This is a genomic window from Streptococcus parapneumoniae, from assembly GCF_037076355.1.
Classification (GTDB): domain Bacteria; phylum Bacillota; class Bacilli; order Lactobacillales; family Streptococcaceae; genus Streptococcus; species Streptococcus parapneumoniae.
Map to the genome: position 1 here is coordinate 1,113,073 of NZ_AP026968.1, position 23,096 is coordinate 1,136,168.

Annotated in this window: 19 protein-coding genes and 1 pseudogene; 1 reads left to right on the top strand and 19 read right to left on the bottom strand. The window is 40.6% G+C overall.

Annotated features, from left to right (window positions below; all coding sequences use genetic code 11):
• Positions 1 to 16 precede the first annotated feature (16 nt).
• Positions 17 to 1,321, bottom strand: coding sequence for a surface-displayed alpha-enolase (gene eno, locus SP4011_RS05640; protein ID WP_000022821.1), 1,305 nt, complete (start codon positions 1,319 to 1,321; stop codon positions 17 to 19).
• Positions 1,322 to 1,484: 163 nt separating this feature from the next.
• Between eno and SP4011_RS05645 the strand changes: the two genes are divergently transcribed.
• The gene (locus tag SP4011_RS05645; RefSeq protein WP_176139198.1) at positions 1,485 to 1,931 is read left to right on the top strand and encodes a DUF1694 domain-containing protein; all 447 of its coding nucleotides are present in this window, start codon (positions 1,485 to 1,487) and stop codon (positions 1,929 to 1,931) included.
• Here SP4011_RS05645 and SP4011_RS05650 read toward each other — a convergent pair.
• The 18 genes and pseudogenes from SP4011_RS05650 to SP4011_RS05735 form a co-directional block, all read right to left on the bottom strand.
• On the bottom strand, positions 1,928 to 3,043 hold the full coding sequence (locus SP4011_RS05650) for a glycerate kinase (RefSeq protein ID WP_338620301.1): 1,116 nt from the start codon (positions 3,041 to 3,043) through the stop codon (positions 1,928 to 1,930). The two genes, SP4011_RS05645 and SP4011_RS05650, sit on opposite strands and share 4 nt — an antisense overlap.
• 8 nt (positions 3,044 to 3,051) lie before the next feature.
• Positions 3,052 to 3,703: pseudogene (gene serB, locus SP4011_RS05655) on the bottom strand (phosphoserine phosphatase SerB).
• 58 nt (positions 3,704 to 3,761) lie between these two features.
• Positions 3,762 to 5,195 carry a glycogen synthase GlgA gene (glgA, locus tag SP4011_RS05660; protein WP_101781913.1) on the bottom strand — a complete coding sequence of 478 codons (1,434 nt, stop codon included), beginning with the start codon at positions 5,193 to 5,195 and terminating at the stop codon, positions 3,762 to 3,764.
• Positions 5,192 to 6,331: a glucose-1-phosphate adenylyltransferase subunit GlgD gene (gene glgD / locus SP4011_RS05665; protein ID WP_338620303.1), complete on the bottom strand. Its 1,140-nt coding sequence runs from the start codon at positions 6,329 to 6,331 to the stop codon at positions 5,192 to 5,194. The genes glgA and glgD overlap by 4 nt, the downstream gene beginning before the upstream one ends.
• The gene (locus SP4011_RS05670; protein WP_000787247.1) at positions 6,321 to 7,463 is read right to left on the bottom strand and encodes a glucose-1-phosphate adenylyltransferase; all 1,143 of its coding nucleotides are present in this window, start codon (positions 7,461 to 7,463) and stop codon (positions 6,321 to 6,323) included. The genes glgD and SP4011_RS05670 overlap by 11 nt, the downstream gene beginning before the upstream one ends.
• Positions 7,453 to 9,381: a 1,4-alpha-glucan branching protein GlgB gene (gene glgB, locus SP4011_RS05675; RefSeq protein ID WP_338620304.1), complete on the bottom strand. Its 1,929-nt coding sequence runs from the start codon at positions 9,379 to 9,381 to the stop codon at positions 7,453 to 7,455. Before glgB ends, SP4011_RS05670 begins: the two co-directional genes overlap by 11 nt.
• 381 nt (positions 9,382 to 9,762) lie before the next feature.
• On the bottom strand, positions 9,763 to 12,042 hold the full coding sequence (gene pulA, locus SP4011_RS05680) for a type I pullulanase (protein ID WP_338620306.1): 2,280 nt from the start codon (positions 12,040 to 12,042) through the stop codon (positions 9,763 to 9,765).
• Between the two features lie 110 nt (positions 12,043 to 12,152).
• Positions 12,153 to 14,111, bottom strand: a complete 1,959-nt coding sequence (gene ligA, locus SP4011_RS05685; protein ID WP_338620308.1) for an NAD-dependent DNA ligase LigA — start codon at positions 14,109 to 14,111, stop codon at positions 12,153 to 12,155.
• A 92-nt stretch (positions 14,112 to 14,203) separates the two neighbouring features.
• Positions 14,204 to 15,382 (bottom strand): MFS transporter, encoded by a 1,179-nt coding sequence (locus tag SP4011_RS05690; RefSeq protein WP_119919504.1) that lies wholly within the window; start codon positions 15,380 to 15,382, stop codon positions 14,204 to 14,206.
• Positions 15,383 to 15,461: 79 nt separating this feature from the next.
• Positions 15,462 to 16,325, bottom strand: coding sequence for an XRE/MutR family transcriptional regulator (locus SP4011_RS05695; protein ID WP_119919503.1), 864 nt, complete (start codon positions 16,323 to 16,325; stop codon positions 15,462 to 15,464).
• Between the two features lies 1 nt (position 16,326).
• Positions 16,327 to 18,228: an ABC-F family ATP-binding cassette domain-containing protein gene (locus tag SP4011_RS05700; RefSeq protein ID WP_338620312.1), complete on the bottom strand. Its 1,902-nt coding sequence runs from the start codon at positions 18,226 to 18,228 to the stop codon at positions 16,327 to 16,329.
• A gap of 851 nt (positions 18,229 to 19,079) precedes the next feature.
• Positions 19,080 to 20,030, bottom strand: a complete 951-nt coding sequence (locus SP4011_RS05705) for an N-acetylmuramoyl-L-alanine amidase family protein (RefSeq protein WP_338620314.1) — start codon at positions 20,028 to 20,030, stop codon at positions 19,080 to 19,082.
• 1 nt (position 20,031) lies between these two features.
• Positions 20,032 to 20,289 carry a phage holin gene (locus SP4011_RS05710; protein WP_338620315.1) on the bottom strand — a complete coding sequence of 86 codons (258 nt, stop codon included), beginning with the start codon at positions 20,287 to 20,289 and terminating at the stop codon, positions 20,032 to 20,034.
• Positions 20,290 to 20,305: 16 nt separating this feature from the next.
• Positions 20,306 to 21,037 carry a hypothetical protein gene (locus SP4011_RS05715; RefSeq protein ID WP_338620316.1) on the bottom strand — a complete coding sequence of 244 codons (732 nt, stop codon included), beginning with the start codon at positions 21,035 to 21,037 and terminating at the stop codon, positions 20,306 to 20,308.
• A gap of 4 nt (positions 21,038 to 21,041) precedes the next feature.
• The gene (locus tag SP4011_RS05720; protein ID WP_338620318.1) at positions 21,042 to 21,374 is read right to left on the bottom strand and encodes a hypothetical protein; all 333 of its coding nucleotides are present in this window, start codon (positions 21,372 to 21,374) and stop codon (positions 21,042 to 21,044) included.
• A 6-nt stretch (positions 21,375 to 21,380) separates the two neighbouring features.
• The gene (locus SP4011_RS05725; RefSeq protein ID WP_338618263.1) at positions 21,381 to 21,857 is read right to left on the bottom strand and encodes a hypothetical protein; all 477 of its coding nucleotides are present in this window, start codon (positions 21,855 to 21,857) and stop codon (positions 21,381 to 21,383) included.
• A gap of 17 nt (positions 21,858 to 21,874) precedes the next feature.
• Positions 21,875 to 22,312 (bottom strand): hypothetical protein, encoded by a 438-nt coding sequence (locus SP4011_RS05730; RefSeq protein WP_338620319.1) that lies wholly within the window; start codon positions 22,310 to 22,312, stop codon positions 21,875 to 21,877.
• Between the two features lie 15 nt (positions 22,313 to 22,327).
• Complete coding sequence (locus SP4011_RS05735; RefSeq protein WP_338620320.1) at positions 22,328 to 23,077, bottom strand: hypothetical protein; 750 nt, start codon at positions 23,075 to 23,077, stop codon at positions 22,328 to 22,330.
• Between the last annotated feature and the right edge of the window lie 19 nt (positions 23,078 to 23,096).

Below are 23,096 nucleotides of genomic sequence, written 5' to 3' on the forward strand. Positions count from 1 at the left end.
AGTTCACTGAACTATTTTATTTTTTCAAATTGTAGAATGATTTCAATCCACGGTATTCAGCTACTTCACCAAGTTGGTCTTCGATGCGAAGCAATTGGTTGTATTTAGCGATACGGTCTGTACGTGAAAGTGAACCAGTCTTGATTTGTCCTGCGTTAGTTGCAACTGCAATGTCAGCGATTGTTGAATCTTCAGTTTCACCTGAACGGTGTGATACAACGGCAGTGTAACCAGCTTCTTTTGCCATTTCGATAGCGTCGAATGTTTCAGTAAGAGTACCGATTTGGTTAACTTTGATAAGGATTGAGTTAGCAGCACCTTCTGCAATACCTTTTTCAAGGTAAGAAGTGTTTGTTACGAAGAAGTCGTCACCAACCAATTGAACTTTACCACCAAGACGTTCAGTAAGAGCTTTCCAACCGTCCCAGTCATTTTCATCCATACCATCTTCGATAGTGATGATTGGGTATTTGTTTACCAATTCTTCAAGGTAGTCGATTTGTTCTGCAGCAGTACGTACAGCTGCTCCTTCACCTTCGAATTTAGTGTAGTCGTAAACTTTACGTTCTTTATCGTAAAATTCTGATGAAGCACAGTCAAATCCGATAAATACGTCTTTACCAGGAACATATCCAGCAGCTTCGATAGCAGCAAGGATAGTTTCAACTCCGTCTTCAGTTCCTTCAAAACGAGGAGCAAATCCACCTTCGTCACCTACGGCTGTTTCCAAACCACGAGATTTAAGGATTTTCTTAAGAGCATGGAAGATTTCAGCACCCCAACGAAGAGCTTCTTTGAATGATGGCGCACCAGCAGGTACGATCATGAATTCTTGGAAAGCGATTGGAGCGTCAGAGTGAGAACCACCGTTGATGATGTTCATCATTGGAGTTGGAAGAACTTTAGTGTTGAATCCACCAAGGTAGCTGTAAAGTGGGATTTCAAGGTAGTCAGCAGCAGCACGAGCTACAGCGATAGACACACCAAGGATTGCGTTTGCACCCAATTTACCTTTGTTAGGAGTACCGTCAAGAGCGATCATAGCACGGTCGATAGCTTGTTGATCACGTACATCGTAGCCAATGATAGCTTCAGCAATGATGTTGTTTACGTTGTCAACAGCTTTTTGTGTACCAAGACCACCGTAACGAGATTTGTCACCGTCGCGAAGTTCAACTGCTTCGTGTTCACCAGTAGAAGCTCCTGATGGAACCATACCACGTCCGAAAGCACCTGATTCAGTGTAAACTTCTACTTCAAGTGTTGGGTTACCGCGTGAGTCTAGGACTTCGCGAGCGTAAACATCAGTAATAATTGACATTTTTTACTCTCCTTATGAGTTAAATTTTTTACACCTCTATAATACCTTAAAACCCCTCCTTTTTCAAGAAAAAACGTTATCTTTGTGCAAATTTTCCTTAACTTTATAAAGTAATCGCTTTCTTTTGTCTGTTTTATTCTAACTTTTATGATATACTATTTTCATGACAGATTTATCAAAACAATTACTTGAAAAAGCTCATGGTGGGCCAAAACTAAATCCTGATGAGCAAAGACGCTATCTTGGTACCTTTGAAGAAAGAGTTCTTGGATATGCAGATATTGACACGGCAAATAGCCTTCAGCTAGAAAAAGGCTTTTTATCTATTTTAGAGAACCTTCAGGAAAAGGCTGAGCCACTATTTGTGAAGATTTCACCAACTATCGAATTTGACAAGCAAGTTTTCTACTTGAAGGAAGCCAAAGAAACCAATAGTCAAGCCACCATAGTATCTGAAGAACATACTTCTTCTCCTTTTGGTCTGATTATCCATAGCAATGCACCAGTTCAAGTAGAAGAAAAGAACCTTCGACTTGCTTTTGCAAAACTTTGGGAAGGTAAAAAGGAAGAACCTGCCAAAACATCCATCTGGAAGAAATGGTTTGGCTAAATCTTACTCAGACTTAATAAACGCCCAATATTGGCAGCCGTGTGCTCCAAATAGAGACTGGCATTTTTCAAACTATCTTCCAAAGGTTCGCTTTTCTCTAAAATAGAAAAGGCAGCTTGGATATTTTCAAATGGTAGGGATGGTAAATCTTCAGCAAGACTACCACAAATAGTAATGACAGGAACTCCGACAGGGGTTCTTTTTGCTACGCCTATCGGCGCTTTCCCAGCAAAGCTTTGACTGTCCAGTCTACCTTCGCCAACGATAACTAAATCAGCATCTGCAACTTTCTTATCAAAGTTGATTAAGTTCAAGCAGGTATCAATTCCAGACACGATACTTGCCTGAGCAAAGGCACACAAACCACCAGCAAGGCCTCCACCAGCTCCTGCTCCTTTAATTTCCAATGTTGCAGGGGAGACTTTTTCATAAAAATCTTGGATCGCTTGATCTACGGCCTCAAACATAGTAGAATCTAGACCTTTTTGTTTGCCAAAAGTATAGGTCGCACCTTGATGACCACATAAGGGACTCACGACATCTGCTAAAATACGAATTTGAACATCTTCAGGAATTTCATAGCGATTTTCTGTTGAAACAGAAGCTAAGTTTAATAAGGACTGACCGCAAGCGGGCAAGACATCTCCATCCCTATCATAAAATTGATAACCTAAAGCAGCAGCAATCCCAATTCCTCCGTCATTACTGGCCGTACCACCAACGCCAATATAGATATCTTTAATCCCTTGAGCAATGAGATGGCGAATCAACTCTCCAATACCACAAGTTTGGATTTGAAGTGGATTTCGTTTCTCTATCGGAATTTTTCCAAGGCCAACCAAATCAGCTACTTCAAATAGTGCCAGTTCCCCTTTTTGAAAATAGCGCATGGCTTCTTTTTGTCCAAAAGGGCCTGTCACTTGGATCCATTTTTCTTCAAGGTCAAGAGAATGTCGGATAGCATCTACAGTACCTTCTCCCCCATCACCAACAGGGCAGAGGAGACAGTCTACATCTGCTATCGATTGTTGGAAGCCTCTTTTTATTGATTCAGCCACCTCTTCAGCGCTTAAGCTTTCCTTAAACGAATCCGGTGCAATTACAATCTTCATATTTTCCCTCATTCTAAAAATTCAATCAAAGGCAGAATTTCTAAAAAATCCCTCTTATCAACATGATTCGGTATTTCCTGTTTCAGCACTTCTTTGGCACAAAAAGCAATTCCCAATCCTGCTGATTTCAACATCAATAAATCATTGGCCCCGTCACCGATTGCAATCGTTCTTTCTTGAGAAAGTTTTAGTTCCTTTCTCCATTGTTCCAGAGTCTCTTTTTTAACCTCGGGACAAATAATTTGTCCAACTAATTTTCCTGTTAGATGACCGTCTTTGACTTCAACTTGGTTGGCAGAGAAATGGGTAATACCAAGGGATTTTGCTAATCTATCAACTATTGGTTTAAAGCCACCAGACACCAGACCAACTAGGATGCCGTTCTTTTGGAGAATAGAGATAAATTCCTGGGCATTTGACGTTAGACGTTAGATGAATAGTGTTGAAGACTTTATCAAAGACCGAAATAGGAAGACTTTCCAACAAGGAAACTCTTTTTCGTAAACTGCTTTCAAAGTCTAACTCTCCTCTCATTGCCCGACTTGTAATCAGCGAAATTTCCTCCTCACGACCTGCCTCTTTACCCAAAAGATCAATCACTTCTTCTAGGATTAAGGTTCCATCAACATCCATAACACACAAATCTTTTACTTGAGACATCAGTTCTCCTCTCTAAATAGCCCAAAAATCGTATGAAGTCATCATACGATTTTATCTATCAATTAACTAAACTATGGTACAAGTCAAGGTATGACCTGCAGGCTGTATCCCATGAGAAATCACACTCCATAGCTTGTTTTTGTAGATTTCTCCAAACATCAGGATGGTTTCTATACAAGTCCAAAGCTGTTTGGAAAGTCCAATTTAACCAGTAAGGAGATAGATTGTCAAAGCTAAAGCCAGTACCGCTTCCTTCGATTGGATTGAAAGCGCGAACGGTATCTCGCAAGCCACCAACTTCATGGACCAATGGCAAGGTTCCGTAACGCATGGCCATCATCTGAGACAAGCCACATGGTTCAAAACGACTTGGCATGAGGAAGAGGTCACAAGCAGCGTAGACTTCTTGAGCAAGTTTGACATCAAAAGTAATATTTGCTGATAGCTTGTCTGGGTAGATTTGAGCAAACCATGAGAAAGCTCCTTCAAAGGCTGGATCGCCAGTTCCCAAAAGAACAATCTGAACATCATTTTGCAAGATATGGTGAAGACTTTCAACCACCACATCAAAACCTTTTTGACGTGTCAAACGAGAAACAATTCCCACCAGTGGAACGTCGGCTCTAACTGGCAAGCCAACTCTTTCTTGCAATTTTGCCTTGTTTTGGGCCTTCCCAGACAAATCTTCCTGATTAAAATGATAATCTAATAGGGTATCCGTCTGAGGATTATAAAGATCAGCATCAATCCCGTTCACGATACCAGATACTTTACCAGACTCCATTCGAAGAATTTGATCCAAGTTACATCCGAACTGACTGGTCATAATTTCATGAGCATAGCTAGGCGAAACAGTTGAAACACGATCCGCATAAAGAATACCAGCCTTCATCCAGTTCAGACAATTGTTCCAGCGAAGGGTACCATCAGCATAACGCTCAAAGCCAACTCCAAACAAATCCCATAACATTCCTTCTGAGAATTGTCCTTGGAATTCCAAATTATGAATGGTTAAAACAGTTTTTATTCCTTGATAGGCTTGAATCCAACGGTATTTTTCCTTTAACAAGAAAGGAATCATAGCTGTATGGTAGTCATGAACATGGAGAAGGTCAGGAATAAAGTCAATTCTTTCCATAGCCTCAATGGCAGCCAGTTGGAAAAAGGCAAAGCGTTCTCCGTCATCAAAATCACCGTAAACATGACCACGGAAGAAATAGTATTGGTTGTCAATAAAGTAGAAGGTCACACCATTTAGTACTGTTTTCTTAATCCCACAGTACTGTCTGCGCCAACCAACACTCACCTCAAAATGAAGAACATCTTCAATCTGATTTCCAAATTTAGCCTCTACCATGTCATAGTAGGGTAAAATCACTGCAACTTCATGCCCAGCTTTTACCAGTGATTTAGGAAGAGCGCCAATGACGTCTCCCAAACCACCTGTTTTTGAAAAGGGTGCACCCTCAGCTGCTACAAATAAAATTTTCATGAATGAATATCCTCTGTTACTTTGCTACCTTTCTTAACGACAACTGGATGTTCTGCAGTTCCTCGAATCACAACACCAGGCTCAACTTCAACACCCTTGTCCAAGATAGCATATTCGACCTGAGCTCCTTCTCCAATAACAACACGAGGGAAGAGCAGGCTATCTTTAACCAAGCTATCCTTGTGGACATGAATATTACGTGATAGAACAGAATTAGCCACTTGACCTTCAATGATACTACCAGAAGCAAACTGAGAAGTACTTACCTTAGATGTATTGGCATAGTAAGTTGGCTCTTCGTTTTTAACCTTTGTATAAATCTTTTGATTTGGTGAGAAGAGAGAGTAGAATTTTTGTGATTCAAGCATATCTTTGTTAGATTGATAATAAGACTCTACAGAGTGAATATTTGCCAGATAACCTGTGTACTCGTAGGCAAAAGCCTCTTCTTTTGCAGCCAAATCCCGTAAAACATAGCGCAACTTCTCTGGATGTTCTTTCTTAGCTTCTTCTTCTAAGCGTTCAATCAACCAAGGTGTATCAACGACAAAGATATCTGTAGACATGTTATAGATTTGATCTGGTAACTTGCTATCAAAGAGTTTATGAGAACGAACATGGTCTGTTTCATCCACTTCCAAGATTGCGTTTACTTCTGAAATGTCTTTCTTAGCTAGTTTTTTATAAACTACAGTGATAGGCCCTTTTGTTGTACTATGTAGATGGAAAACTTGGTTCAAATCAATATTAATCAAAACATCACAGTTGAGGGCAACTGTTTGGTTGGAGCCAGAACGTTTCAAATAAGTAAGAAGCTGTTGGTAGTATTCTTTTCCAACTGTGCTACTTTCTACACGGGTATTGTAAATACCTAGATAATAGTGACTGAGAAGAGTTGATAAGCCCCACTCACGTCCTGAACGGATATGGTCAAAGACAGAACTGATATTATCTTGTTGGAAAATACCAAAGATACTACGGACACCTGCATTAGCAAGACTTGAAAGCGGGAAGTCAATCAAGCGATATTTACCACCAAATGGCAAACTAGCTACTGGACGGTGGTCTGTCAGTGTTGACATATCATGAAAACCAACTGTATTTCCTAAAATGGCTGAATATTTATCAATCTTCATCTGTTGCTACCCCCACTACTTCATTATATCCTACAACTTGTACTTCTTCTGTTCCATCAATTTCGACACCGTCAGAAATAACTGCACCTTCACCAATAATGGCACGTTTAATTTTAGCTCCCTGACCAACAATTGCACCACTCATGATAACTGAATCTACTACTTCTGCCCCTTCGCGAACTTGCGCACCTGTTGAAAGGATAGAATGTTTAACAGTTCCATCTACAAAACAGCCATCAACAACCAAGGAATCTTCCACATGAGCATTTGCCCCAAGGAAGTTTGGTGGTGAAATTAAGTTTCTTGAGTAAATCTTCCATTGACGGTTACGGCTGTCCAAGGCATTCTCTGGAGAAATGTACTCCATATTTGCTTCCCAAAGTGACTCAATGGTACCAACATCTTTCCAGTAGCCATTAAACTCATATGCATAGACACTTTCACCTGACTCAAGGTAATTTGGAATGACATTTTTACCAAAATCTGACATATCTACATTGCTCTTTTCAGCAGCAACAAGCATATTGCGCAGACGTTGCCAATCAAAGATGTAAATACCCATAGAAGCCTTTGTAGATTTTGGTTGTGCTGGCTTTTCTTCAAATTCAACAATGCGGTTATTGGCATCTGTGTTCATAATACCAAAACGGCTAGCTTCTTTTAGAGGAACATCAAGAACTGCTACTGTCAAACTAGCATTATTATCCTTGTGTGACTGGAGCATATCATCATAGTCCATTTTATAGATGTGGTCCCCAGACAGAATCAAGACATACTCAGGATTGACACTGTCGATATAGTCAATATTTTGGTAAATAGCGTGACTAGTCCCTTCGAACCAACGATTTCCTTCACTTGCAGAATACGGTTGAAGAATAGAGACACCAGAATTGATACCGTCTAGTCCCCAGCTTGAACCATTCCCAATATGGTTATTGAGAGCAAGAGGTTGGTACTGTGTAATGACTCCAACATTGTGAATCCCTGAGTTGGCACAGTTTGAAAGAGCAAAGTCAATGATACGGTAGCGCCCACCAAATTGCACAGCTGGTTTTGCAAGGTTTTGAGTGAGTTTTCCGAGACGAGTTCCTTGCCCACCAGCAAGAATCAAAGCTAACATTTCATTCTTCATTTTCTACTCCTTTTTGGTTTTTATTTGTGACGGTTTTTGCAGATTTCAAGCGGCGTTTGATTTTCCAAACACTTGCTCCCATAGCCGGTAGGGTAAAGGTCAAGGTCTGCTCATAATCTTTCCATAGTCCTTCTTGCGTTTGAACAGTTTGATTATGTTCTTTCCAAACGCCTCCCCACTCTTCTAACTCAGTATTCCAGACTTCTTCATAAATCCCTGCAATAGGCAGTCCAATTGTAAAATCTTTTCGTTCAACAGGTGCCATATTAAAGACGCAGACTAGCATGTCGCCCTTCTTACCCTTACGGATGAAGGAAAGAACACTCTGGTCTCGATTATCCGCATCAATGATTTCAATACCATCATAGCTGGTATCAATTTCCCACAGACAGCGGTTGTCTTTGTAAAACTGGTTTAGCTGAGAAGTGAAATACTTCATCTTAGCATTCATTGGGTCTTCTAGGTTAGACCATTCTAGTTGTTCTTCAGATTTCCATTCTAGGAATTGACCGTATTCGCTACCCATGAAGAGCAATTTCTTACCAGGGTGACAAATTTGGTAAGTGTAGAGATTGCGTAAGCCTGCGAATTGATTGTAACGATCTCCCCACATCTTATGCATCATACTCTTCTTACCATGAACCACTTCATCGTGCGAGAATGGCAAGAGATAGTTTTCATTGAAAACATACATAAAGCTGAAAGTCACCAAATTAAAGTCATATTTACGATAAATCGGATCTTCTTCGTAGAAACGGAGGATATCATTCATCCAGCCCATGTTCCATTTGTAGTCAAATCCTAGACCACCAAGCTCTTTCATTCCCGTAATCTTGGTTGCAGACGAACTTTCTTCTGCAATCATCATCACATCTGGATATTCTAACTTAATAATCTCATTCAAGCGTTGAAGGAAATAATAACCTTCATAGTTGAGATTTCCCCCATCTTTATTAGGTGTCCATGGAGCATCATCATAGTCCAAATAAAGCATGTTGCTAACAGCATCCACACGAATACCATCCAAATGATAGACATCGATCCAATGCTTAATACAAGAAATTAAGAAGGACTGGACTTCATTTTTTCCAAGGTCAAAATTAAGGGCACCCCAACCATAGTTATGAGCCTTATTATGGTCTTGGTATTCAAAAGTCGGTGTCCCATCATAATAGGCTAAGGCATCATCGTTGATGGTAAAGTGACCTGGTACCCAGTCCACAATAACCCCAATATTATTGATATGACACTCCTCTACAAAATCTTGAAACTCCTCTGGTCGGCCATAAGCATACTCTAAAGCGAAGCAACCCATAAGCTGATAACCCCAACTCAAACCTAGTGGATGGGACATCAAGGGCATAAACTCAATATGAGTATAGTTCATTTCAACGAGATAAGGAATGAGTTCATCCTTGAGCTGGGCAAAACTATAAGGACTGCCATCAGGATTTCTTTTCCATGATCCAGCGTGAACTTCATAGATATTGACAGGACGTTCAGCAAAGCCCCAACGTTTTCTTCGTGCCAGCCAAAGTCCATCCTTCCATTTCTTTTCTGGAAGCTCTGTTACGATTGCCCCTGTTCCTGGACGCGCCTCATATCTGACAGCAAAAGGGTCAATCTTCATCAGTTGATGACCATTTTGACGTGTGACATGATATTTGTAAATATGCCCTTCTTGAGCCATGTTGGTAAAGACTTCCCAGACCCCAAAGTCATTTCTTACCATTGGAATCTGACCCTCAATCCAGTTGGTAAAATCCCCCACCAAGTGGACAGCCTGAGCATTGGGAGCCCATACACGAAATGTATAACCATACTCTCCATTTAGCTCTTCCCTATGTGCTCCTAGATAATGCTGAAGGTGAAAATTTTCTCCTGTCATAAAGGTGCGCAAAGCTTCTCTTTTATCCATAATACCTCCCCTTTTCTGTAAGCGTTTTCTATGTTTTTATTATACTACCTTTTTAGAGAAGATTCAAGTAAATTACTATACTTCTTTAAAATTATTTTGAAAATCTACAAAAAGTTCACTTTCTCGTTCAATTGTAAAGCAATATTTTTTCAAAAAAATGTGAAAACGCCTTTCTTTTCTCTACTATAATACCAAAAAGTTCGTATTTTTGCTACCAATATTATTTTTTTATAGCAAAAAATAAAACCAGGAAAATAATTTCCTGATTTTACACGTTTGATGAAAGTATTTATCAAATTTTCTATACAAGTGAGTTGTTAGCTAAGCTCTTTCTATTCGTTCACTTCCAATGATGTGTTAGAATAGCGAGATAGATGGTCTTTATAAAACACTCAAGACGGCTAGACTAATATCATCTAAAACATTATCTTCTTTTGAACGACTATTAGTTACCAACATAGCTAAATTTCCTGCATTTTCAAATTGATAGGGTTCTGATTTAGCATTCACAACCACCAAGAGGTGTTCTTTCCCATGAACTTCATAGATAAGGCAGCCGCTATGTTCAATCGCGGAATGCACAAAGACATGATGGTAAATTTCATCATAGCTAGAGTAAGAAAAGGCACCAGTTTTTGTCTTCAATCGGATGACTTGACGAATAAATTCAATACTGTCTTGACGCTCATTGATCAAATCCCAGTTGACTTGGTTCACACTGTCAGGAGCATTATAGCTATTCATCGCACGCTCTCTATCATCATGTGTCAACTCACCATTCTCACCAGTCGCAACCAGTTTGGTACGACCAAATTCTTGACCGATTTCCATAAAGGCCATCCCCTGCATGAGTAGATTCATGGCTGTGGCTGTCTCAACCTTGCGCATGATTTGTTCTGAACTTTGGTCTGGATGAAGGGTTGCCAATAAATCGTGAAGATTGTAATTGTCATGGGCTTCCACATAGTTAAGCACCTGATTGGGATGTGTATAGGTTCCTAATTCACGACTTCCTAGGATTGCTTTAGCTAGAATTGGCTCTGTCGCAGCACCACTGACAAAACCTGACTTGATAGCACCGTAAACTTCTCCACCTTTGACAGCATCACGCTGATTGTCATTAAAGAAACCAATATTTGGCATTTCGTAGGCGTTGTCTTTCTTAGCCTTATCATAAGGGGCAAGGCCTGTTCCCATATCCCATCCTTCTCCATAGAGGATAATGTTAGGGTCGATTTCATCCAAGCTCTGACGAATCATCTGCATGGTCTTGACATCATGAATCCCCATCAAGTCAAAACGGAAGCCGTCAATATTGTATTCCTGCACCCAGTATAGAAGAGAATCAATCATATACTTGCGGAACATTTCGTGTTCACTGGCTGTTTCATTTCCAACACCCGTTCCATTCTGGAAGGTACCGTCTGGATTCATACGATAATAGTAATCAGGGACTGTTGTTTGGAAAGGTGCATCAACAACTGAGAAGGTATGGTTATAGACCACATCCATAATAACACCAATACCCGCATCGTGGTAAGCTTGAACCATGGTCTTCAAATCACGAATGACCTGAGCTGGATCCTCTGGATTAGTTGAAAAACTAGTTTCTGGCGCGTTATAGTTTTGTGGGTCATAACCCCAGTTGTAGGTTACATTCCCGTCCTCATCGTATTCTTTGTGACGGTCTGCAATTGGTTGCAACTGAACATAATTGTAGCCCAACTTCTTGATGTGATCAAAAGCAGTTGACTGATCGTACTGGTTAACCGTTCCAGTCTGAGCAGCACCCAAGAACGTTCCTCGAAGATGTTCATCCACACCTGAGGTCGGTGATTGGGTCAAATCACGAATATGCATTTCACAAATAACTGCCTTACATGGATTTTCCAAACGCCAAGCAGCATCAGAACCATGCTTGACCTCGAAATTTTCAACCTGCTTTTCTGCATGGTTCAGAATAGCAGAACGTTTGCCATCAGGACTGGTCGCAATGGTGTAAGGATCGCGTGTCAGTGTTTGGTGATGAGGGAATTGGACCTGATACTGATAAGCCTTACCAGTCAAATCTTCCTCAACATCCAAACTCCAGACACCAATAGTATTGTCCTTATGGTTATAAGAGTAGCGATTGCCTCTCTCCATATCAAAAGTCTTCCAAACAGGTGCATCATTAGTAGCTGATTCATAAACCACAACCTGCACTGCTGTCGCTGTTGGTGACCAAAGGGAAAAATGAGCCTGATTGTCCTCTACACGGCAACCCAATTCCCCTTGGTAGCCCCAATGATGGTCAAAACTAGCACTGTTAATGGCCTTATCAAAGGCAAAAGGATTTTGATTTTTATAGAAAGAACTGGCAATAGCAGGATTTTCAGAGTAATAAATCCGATCATCGCCTTCCAAAATCCAGACCTCTGTTAATAGGGGATAGTGATTAAAACGGATAGCATATTCTTTACTAGTTTGACCTGTATGAACCACAAAATTCAAACTTTCTAAGGGATGAGCGCTTGGGTGTTCAAAGCTAAATAAGGCTCCAAAATAATCTTCTTGGTAAGTTAGTAAATCAATTCGTTGATCCTTACTCTTTACAAAAGAGCAAGTGTCATATTCACCATTCTTGCGATGGTAATGAATGCGCATAGGGTAAGTATACATTTTTATTTTTCCTTTTTATTTTATTTCTGTTTCACTAATAAATTCTTGACCAATCTCGTCTCAATTAACAGACATAGTCAAATGATCCAAACTCTGTTTTTAAACGATCATTACAAACTTTCTAGCCATGCCTCGTCTCTAACCTCAATACCAAGTTCTTGTGCCTTTTGAAGTTTACTTCCAGCATCTGCTCCTGCAACAACAAGATCGGTCTTTTTAGAAACACTGCCTGTTACTTTTGCACCCAGACTTTCGAGTTTACTTTTAGCTTCTGAGCGCTTGAGACGTTCTAATTTTCCAGTCAATACCACGGTCAAGCCTGACAAGGCTGCATCCGCTACTACTGTCTGACCTTTATAATCCAAATTGACCCCAGCTTCTTTCAATTCTCTGAAGAGAATTTCAGAGCCTTCTGTCGCAAAATAAGTCTGGAGACTTTTGGCAATCACGCCACCCAGACTTTCAATACTAGCCACTTCCTCTGGATCTGCCTGAGCCAGATTTTCAATTGAATGGAAATGTTGAAGTAAGAGCTGACTGGCCTTGCTTCCTACATGGCGAATTCCCAAACCAAATAAGAGCTTCTCGGCAGAATTTTCCTTAGATGCTTGAATGGCCTGATACAGTTTAGAAGCAGACTTTTCCTTGACCCCCTCTAAAAGAAGGAAATCTTCTTCTTGTAATCGGTAAATATCCGCCACATCCTTGACTAGATTGGCAGCAAAAAGCTTCTCAACAATAGATGGACCAAGGCCTGTAATATTCATAGCATCTCGAGAGGCAAAGTGAATCAAACCTTCCATGATTTGAGCAGGGCAACGCGGATTGATACAACGCAGGGCCACTTCATCTTCAAAGTGCAACAAGTCAGAGTCACAACTTGGACAGTTTGTAGGAATATCTAGTTTCTCTTCAGAAACCCGTTTGGACTCTACCACGCGTAAAACGGCAGGGATGATGTCCCCGGCCTTATAGACGATGACCGTGTCGTCTTTACGGATATCTTTTTCAGCAATATAATCCACATTGTGCAGGGTCGCACGACTAACTGTTGTACCAGCTAGCTGAACAGGAGTCAGATTTGCAGTTGGGGTTACAACACCCGTACGGCCAACTGTCCAATCAACTGATAAGAGTTGAGCTTCTTTTTCCTCAGCAGGAAACTTGTAGGCTACTGCCCACTTTGGAGCCTTAACGGTAAAACCAAGTTCTTCTTGACTTGCCAGGTCATTGACCTTAATCACCACACCATCGATATCATAAGGCAGATTGTCCCGTTCCTCTCCTACTTCTTGGATAAAATCCCAGATTTCATCTATGTTTTCAGCCAAAATCCGCTTAGGATTGACTACAAAACCGAGCTGTTCTAGGTGCTTCAAAACCTTTTCTTGGCTGTCACGAGTTGAAGGGCTGACTTCCTGATAGAGAAACGTTGCAAGATTACGCTTGGCTACTACTGCTGTATCCAACTGACGCAGGGTGCCTGCTGCCGCATTACGAGGATTGGCAAATTCAGGCTCTCCATTTTCTTGGCGAGCTTGGTTGACCTGGTCAAAAGAAGCGCGTGGCATGTAACATTCCCCACGAACGGTGATATCTAGTTCTTCTGGCAAAGTTAAGGGAATATCCTTGACGCGTTTGAGGTTTTCTGTGATATTTTCACCAATTGAACCATCTCCACGTGTTGCCCCAGCAAGCAAAATCCCCTTTTCATAAGTTAGCGAGATAGATAAGCCATCGATTTTCAGCTCACAAATATAGGTCGGATGAGCCACTTCCTTACGAACACGCGCATCAAAAGCTTCAAGCTCCTCACGTGAAAAAGCATCCTGCAAACTATAAAGAGGATACTGATGACTGTATTTTTCAAAACAATCTAAAACCTTGCCACCAACACGATGGGTCGGACTATCTGCTAACACTTGATCTGGATAGGCAGTTTCTAACTCGACCAACTCACGGTAAAGACGGTCGTACTCACTGTCTGAAACCGATGGATTATCGCTGGTATAGTACTCAGTCGCATAGCGATTGAGTAAGGCGACTAACTCATTCATTCTTTTATTCATAAGACCATTTTACCATAAACTAAGCCCTCCTCACAAACGAGAAGGGCGGAAAAAACACTTAGTTTGAAATTATTTTTGAAACTCAAGCAGCCTTATATCAATTTTTCAAAATGAGTTCGAACATATCCGAGAGCTAAGAAAGATAAGACTACAACTCCAAGTCCAATAATCAAGAAAGAATAAAGATGAACACTTGGAAGAAAGGTCATCAAACCTGTTGCAATTGGCATAAAAAGTATAGCTAAGGTATAAATCGAACTGAGAACTCTACCAAGATATTCACCTTCAACCTTGGTTTGTACCTGAGTAAAAAAGTGAATATTGAAAATCGTCATAAATAATTCACAAATGAAATTCCCTGAAAAAGTCAGATAGGATGGGAGAGTGAAACCCATTATCATCACTCCAAGTCCAGTCAAAGCCAATAAAAACAGAAGCATTTCCATACTGGCTTTAATCTTACTAGCTAGTAGGGCCCCAACAATAGAACCGATAGCACCCATTGTTAAAATAGTGGCATAGGCACCTTGTACTCCATAGAGCTGATTTGAAAAGGGAAGGAGGTAATTAAAAGCTGCAAAGAAAAAATTGACACTTGAAGCCATGACTAGTAAAAAGAAGATTTCCCTTTGCTTCACAATATAGTGAACTCCCTCCTTGATATCAGCACAAATAACTTTGAATGTAAGTTTCTTCTCCCCCAAAGTTTTATCTTCTTTTTTTGGAAGCAAGGCTACCAAACCAAAAGCGAGGAAAAAACTAAAGGCATCTAATACCAAAGTAATGCGAAGACTTGCAAATTGTAAGACCAGAAAAGAAAGCACAGGGGAACTCACACTGACAACCTGCATCACCAATTCCAAACGAGAATTGTAGAGGACCAGTTCATCCTTCTCTACCAATTCTGTGATAATGGCCTTATTTGCTGGTCTAGAAAAGGCAAAGGCAATCGCCTGCACAATATTAGCCCCAATCAAAGCTCCAATCATCCAGCTGTCATTCCTTATAAAAGAAATAGCCAGACAAAGAATCCCACAAACAAGGTCTGCCACCATTAAAATCTTACGACGAGAAAAACGGTCTGAAATGACTCCGCCAAAGGGATTTACGAGAATAGATGTGACGAGTTCAGAAATTTGATACATTCCTAAAACAGTCTGGCCGATGGCCCCCATGGAAGCCAACCAGACACTATTTCCATAATCATAGAGCATATTCCCTATCTTGTTAACAGCTCCACGACTAATCAGCTGTACTGCATAGCGATTCATATAAAAACTCCTCTCAAATTTTGAAACTATTGTATCAAAACCGAAAGGAGCTTTTTATTTTTTCCCTTATTTGGGAAAATTAATCTTTGACAAATTTTTCGTAGTGTTCCTGATAGTAGGCTACTTGCTCTGGAAGACCTAACACGTCAAAAATATGCATGGCCTCTTGCATTTGCTTACAACCTTCTTTACACTGTCCTTTTTGGTACAAGGCAAAACCTTTTAAGTAATGTAAAATATTTCGTTCATAAAGACTAATGTTTTTACCAATAATCTTCTCTGTATAAGTCTCAAAATAGCTTGCATTGTCAAAAGAAAAATGCTCTAAACAATGCTGGTAACAATTGAGGGCCAAAATCAACACTAATCTCTTATGGCGACCAATCTCTAGGTAAAATTCCTCCCTCTCCATAACTTCTCTACCAATCCGAGTGACATAGTCCACATCGTAGAAACTATAGAGGTTACCAAACAGAATCAACTCATACATGGTCCATTCTTCTGTTTTAAAGAGATAATCTGCTACCTTATCCAAATCATCCTGCTTCATCTCATAACTCGAATCTCTTTGACAAATCAAACCTTGTAACAAAATCCAGTTCAGCTCAAAATAGAGGGGAGTCGTCGAACTCTTAGCCTTTTCAAGTTGTTCTCTTTGAAGCTTTTTAAAACCTGCAATATCATTTGAGTAGTAAAGTGGGATAATCTGCGCCATCATAGATACATGTTCATGATTGTGAAAATTCCTAGCCTTGTCCATGAAATTTTCGATTGTTACATGAATGTTATCCAAAATCTCAAAGAAACGCGAGACTGCTAGGTCAGACTCCCCAAGCTCAAAGCGAGATAACTGAGAAGTTGAACAGGACTCCCCTGCCGCCTCCTTTAAAGAATAATTTCCACTTGTCCGAAATTCACGAAATACTTTTCCAAGATGTTCCATTTTACACCTGCTCTGATAATTCTTCCCACTCAAGCATGGCTTCTTCCTGACGATGGCTGATTTTGTCCAGTTCAGCCTGCAATTCCATCAGTTTGCTGGCATCGTTTGTTTCCAACATTTGTTCAGAAATGGCTTGACTTTGACTTTCTAGCTCTTCAATTTCAGCTTCTAGACTTTCGATTTGTCGCATGAGTTTGCGAACTTCTTTTTGACTTTCTTTCTGAGCTTGATAGTCATTAACTGAGCTTGCTTCTTTTGCTTGATTGCTAGTTGAATCTTCCTCAGTCTGACTCATTTCTACTTCTGCTTTCTTCTCGACATAGTAGTCGTAATCTCCAAGATAGAGAGTTGATCCATTCTCGGACAATTCCAGTACATGAGTTGCTACACGATTGATAAAGTAACGGTCATGGCTGACGAATAGAAGAGTTCCATCAAAGTCAATCAAGGCATTTTCTAGCACTTCCTTGCTATCAATATCCAAGTGGTTGGTTGGCTCATCCAGAATCAGGAAGTTGTTGTTTTCCATAGACAATTTAGCCAAAAGCAAACGCGCTTTCTCGCCACCTGACAACATGCCAACTGATTTTTTAACATCCTCTCCTGAGAAAAGGAAGGAACCTAGACGGTTACGAATTTCAACTTCTGGTGTCAGTTTAAAATCATTCCAGAGTTCATCCAGTACAGTATTACTTGGTGTCAGCTTGCTTTGGGTTTGGTCATAGTAACCAATCTCAACATTAGCGCCAAAGCGCTTTTCACCCTTGATAAAAGGAATCTGATCCACGATTGATTTGATAAAGGTTGACTTGCCAATACCATTGGGACCAACGATAGCGACAGCATTCATCTTACGAAGGTCTAGGTTAATCGGTTGTGACAAGACTTCCTCGTCATAACCAATAGCCGCATTTTCAACAGTCAGGACAACATTGCCCGACGTTTTTTCAGACTGGAAAGTCATGTTAGCAGATTTCTTACCAGCTTCAGGCTTGTCCAAACGCTCCATTTTTTCCAGTTGTTTGCGTCGAGATTGGGCACGTTTGGTCGTTGAAGCTCGGACTAGATTACGATTGACAAAGTCTTCCAGAGCTGCGATTTCCTTCTGTTGCTTTTCATAGTTTTTTGCTTCAGTTGCTAGTTTTTGATCCTTTAACTCGACAAAACGAGAGTAATTACCCACATAGCGATCCAAAGAATGCTTGGTCAAATCTAGCGTAATTGTCGCAACCTTATCCAAGAAATAACGGTCGTGGCTGACGATAATAAGGGCACCACTATAGTTTACCAAGTAATTCTCTAGCCAGGCAATGGTTTCAATATCCAAGTGGTTGGTTGGCTCGTCCAAGACCAATAGATTGGGCTTTTCAAGGAGCATTTTGGCAAGCGCCAGACGGGTATTTTGACCACCAGAAAGCTCAGCAATTTTCATCTGCCACATAGACTCGTCAAACTTGAAACCATTCAAAATCGCTCGAATATCAGCTTCATAGGTAAAGCCACCTGCTTGGCGAAAATTCTCAGATAAGCGGTCGTAATCTGACATCAGCTTATTCAAGTCCTCACCAGACTTTTCACCCATCTCCAGTTCCATCTGACGAAGTTGTTTCTCAGTCCGACGCAAGTCATCAAAGACATGAAGCATCTCATCGTAGATGGTATTTTCAGACTCAAAACGGCTATCTTGGGCTAGGTAAGATAGAGAAATATCTTTTTTCTTATTGATTTCTCCGCTAGTTGGCTCCTCTTCTCCAACTAAAATCTTCAAAAGAGTAGACTTACCTGCACCATTTTTCCCAACAAGGGCAATCCTATCACGTTCATCAACCTGCAGGTTGATATTATCAAAAAGAACTTCTCCTGCAAAAGAACGTTCAATTTTATTAGCTTGTAAAATAATCATACAAGTAGTATAGCATGTTTCCCTAAGGCATTCAAGATAATCGTAAGTCTTTTAGTACAATTTTTGTAACATAAAATAAATTATGTATATTTCATGTTATATTCCTTCGCTATCTTGTTGGATTTTCTAACCAGCTAATCTTGCTTCAAATAGTTATCGCACAAGTCTATTATTTAATTCTTTTCATTATATACGTACGTATAGCAAATTGAAATAAGATGAGAACAAATCGATTGGGAAAGTAAAATTAATTTCTATAAATGTTTTAGCAATTGTTTCGTACTATTTTAGATTCAGCTACTATATATACAATATTTTCGGAGCATTCAACTTTTTAACTCTATTTATTACTAGATTTCATAATTAAAAAGCCTACTGACCAAGCTAGAAAACTTGATACAATAGGCTTTTTAAAGGCTGATTATTTAACAGCGTCTTTTTGTAAAGGATATACTTCATAGCTATATATTGGAAGAAAGTTTCGAAAAATAAGTATAAATACGTTTAAAAATAAATTTAGTTCTAGGGGAGAAGATATATAAGTTTTAAACTTATGCCCTAAAAATGCCCCAAATCTAATTTTTAAATTTTTGGGGCATATCAAATCCCCCCTATTCTTCATGTAAACGCTTTTTTGAAGAATAGGATTGTGATTTTGGTTTCTAATCGTTCAAAATGCGTGTTTTTGCAAAATAGAAATACAAACTCTAATTTTGTTAACGTCAACAAAATTGGCAACCAAGCGCTTTATAAAGCTATTTGTTGATGTCAACAAGTCAATTTCAGACAAACAAAAAAACCGCAAGCCTGAGCCTGCGGTGAAAGAACAATTTAGAAAGTTTCCTTTCTATTTATTTAACTGTAATCAAGCCTTCTGGCTCTACTGTGAACTCTGGCTTGTTTGCCATTGTTCCGTCTGGTTTGATGTAGTACCAGCCTTGACCTGCTCTGACGAATTCATTAGATACCATGTTTCCGTCCTTACTATCTAGGTAGTACCATGTGTCCTTATACTTGACCCATCCTGTCTTCATAGCGCCCTCTGTGTCAAAATAATACCACTTATCAGCGATTTTCTTCCAGCCTGTCGCCATTTCACCTGACTGGTCAAAGTAGTACCAGTTGCCGTCCGTGTGCTTCTTCCAGCGTTCTGCGAGCATATAGCCTGAGCCGTCGAAGTAATACCAGGTTCCGTTGATTTTCTCAAACTTGTCTTTTGGATAAGAGCCGTCTGAGTGTACGTACCAGTAGCCTGTATCGTTCTTCTTCCAACCTGCTTCAACGCTCAAGCCGTTTTCAATGTCATACTTGAATTGTTCACGGCTGATACCCCAACTTGCAAGATAAGGATAAGGGTCAACGTGGTCTGAACGGTTATCGGGTTGATTATTGGTACAGTATTCATGCGTTTTGATACCTGCTAGGTCGTCTGTATCAAGAGTTTTTGGCAATCCTGCTTCATCTGCTAGGTTTCGAAGCAATTCGATGTACAGACGGTAATCTGTCATGAACTCTTCTTCAGTTGAATGGCTTTCAATCAGTTCAACTGCTGCATAAGTCTCCGCATTCCAACCTCCACCGACGTCCCACGAGCCGTTATTTACAGGTCCTACTTGCATAACTCGACCATTTCCGACCACATGAGAAAAGAACCCTAGTTCAGGGTCCTTTCTCCAATGATAGTCAGCTTCATTTTGTACGGTTGAATTGCGGTTTCCAGTTGAGTGGGCATGTACTTGACGGTATGGCGCATAGCCAACTTGAGGCAAGTCTGTACGTAGTCTGCTTGTATCGATATCCATATTACTCCTCACTTGGTTTCTTATATTCAAGCGCTCGTGTGCTGTCTGTAATACCGCTTGTTGTCGGGTCATTGACCAGACCGATAGCAGTCAAGAACACGAATACCGCATTAACAAGTAAAATCAGCTTGTTGCCGATATCACCTAAATCAAGATGATATCCAAAGACTGCTGCACCAGCTTGCAAGACAAGCAAGAAGGCTGGAATTGCAGTCAGATAAAAGTATTTATTTTCTAGTCGTAGTTTCCAGTTAATCATATATTTTTCCTTTCCATTATGGCAACGTTGTAGGCCAAGGGTCGTCTGTTAGGTATGAAATAGCACTTACACGGATATCACCAATGTCTCGGTCGGTTGGTACTGGGTTTAAGAACTGAAACCTTAACTGGTTTTGGTCTGCAGCTCCTCCTACATACCATGTACCGTACACGATCCCATTATCGTTGTATATAGAGCCGATTAATGAGTTGGGAGTCCTAAAACCTTGCGGTATGCCATTATAATATATGATGAACACGTTTCGTTCCCTATCGCTTTCTTGAGATTGATAGCTTGCTCCATTACGTCTTTCAATCCCAAACCATCCCCATTGAAGTCCTCCAAATTGATATGTCACTAGATTGTTAACACGTCTTATTTTTACGAACGAATTTCCTAATCTTGAAACTGAGTTAAGTGTCCTCCAACCAGTATCACCTATCAACACCTGCCAACCTGTGTTACCGTTCCCACTCTCTTTAATCCATTTCAGAGCGCCGTTTGTGGCATTGACATCTACATAGGTTATTCCGATTTCAGCAACTATACGGCCTTCTGGTGAGCCTGTACCACGGATTTCTTGCCCTACGTTATCTGGTATCGGCAGAGTGACATGATTACCCCCGACAATGCCGAGGGTATTTCCAGTCAGTGTCAGCATTGGCTCAGGCTTTTGATTTAGCGCCTTGATATCCTTACCGATTTCATAAGCTAATTGGTCAACATTATTAAAAAAATTATGAGCCATACAATCACTCTTTTGCATTGTTATAGGTTTCCACTAGGTCAACAGTGGTAAACTCGTCAATACGACGGCCGAGATCAGCCAATTTCTGCACAACTGCGCCTTCAGTATCGCCGCTCATGCTGGCGATCATCGTAGCAATTTCTTTCAAGGTATCAAGGTTCTCAGGCGTTCCTTCACCCAAGATTTCAGCCTTAACCTCGGATTTAGCTTGAGTAACTGCCTGTGAGATAGCTTGATTCATTGCTGAAGTCTCCACTTTAGTGCTGACGCTTTGCTTCACTTCCTTGATATCTGCTCCTACTGCTTGTGCAAATGCTGTTAATTTTGTAGTATCCATTTTGTGTTACACCTTTCCTAAATTGTAATAAAAGAGTAGGTCTGGCAATTCCTGACCTACTGGGCTCTCGCCTACAGTTCTACCTGCAAGCTGTTTTTCGACTTCTTTTGCGATGTCCAGCTCCTTTAAAGCATGGACTTCTTCTGTGACCAATTCCTTATCTGAGGCAACTATCTGGATATGGACAGATTTATCACTGGGGAAAACATAGCCTCCAGCCGTGATTTCCAAGCGATAGCTCCCAATCGGCAAGATAGCGTCCAGATGAAAACTCACACCTTGACTGGTAACAGCTACCTGCTTCTTCCACTGGTAGCCCTCCTTGGTCAGACTGATCAGCGCCTCCTCCCCTTCCAGAGAGGAAATCACTTGGTAGTCCTCGTCTAAGAGGGCAAAACCAAAGGTAGAAGCCAAGTCCCCTTGTTTAATCAGGTGACCTCCGTCAATCTGTACGAGATTGGTCATATTGAGATTACAGACCATTCTGCACCTCTTTCTATCTAATCATCTACTAAGATGTCTTCCTTAATCTCCAATTTTTCAAAATCGTTGAATAAGCGGTCTATGTAGCCATTACCTCCTAAAGCCTTGTAGCTTTTGTGCAGACTTTCCACTAGGGAAAATTCGTCTTTTGAAGTGAACCCTCTACGAATAGCCCGTCGCATATCACGGTCAAGGCGCAACTTCATGGTATTTAGATGCGCCTCATCGTGAATTTTTAATTTTTCTTGCACTTCGTCGATTTTGGAATTGCTATCTTTAGCGGTAGTCTGGACATCTTTAATCTGTTTCTTAACATCGGTTAGTTCCGAAACGATTTTCTCCGTCTCTTCTTTGGCTTTTTTCGGCAATTTGTAGCTAAGCCAAGCGATAATAATCGGTGAAGCCGATGGTAGCACGTTCATGAAGAAATGTTCTATTTGTTGTAAGACGTCCATAGTTACCCCCTGTTATTAGTTAGGTGCAACTGTTGTAGCAGAAGGTTCTGTTGCTGTAGGCGTCACGGTAGCTGTCGTAGAAACTGTAGCTGCTGGTGCAACATTCGTAGGCTCATTTTGTTCTTGAGGTTCGTACTTCCATGCTGCGCCTGTTCCGCCCATTTCAAGACGACCATTTCGGGCAAAGTCGCTGACTGGTTCGCCATTGTAAGTAAATTCCTTATTCAATTGAACTAAGATACGCTTACCTTCTCCATCTACCTCAACGTGCGCTGGGTCTTCAATGGTAATCAAGTCATGTGCCAAATAACGTTTCCCAACCTCAGCCAATGGAATCAACTCTACCAATTCCTTGTAGATAGTTCCATAAGCGATTGTCTTGCCTGCTACAGCATTTAAAACGACCGCATGGATAATCTTTCCATAACGGTCTGTCTCTGCTTGATTGTGTTTAACAGCTTCATCTGTTGCAGTCTGTTTAGCTTCTGTCTGAGCCAATTTCTGTTCTGCTTGTTCCAATTTAGCTTGGGTTTCTTGCAATTTAGCTTGATTTTCTTGCAGTTTAGCCTGTGCTTGCACGATTGCGCTTGTAGGGTCAAGCTCTGCATGAACTTGCTCTAGGACTGCTTGGATGATTTTCTCATCAGAATCTCCTTGACGATCTCCATCAAGCTCACGAGTGTAATACGTGAAAGGTTGTTCCTTGCGGATAGTTACTACTGTTTTGTCAACTCGAAAAAGTTTGTTTTCTACTAAAAATTCCATGTTATTTACTTCTTTCTAT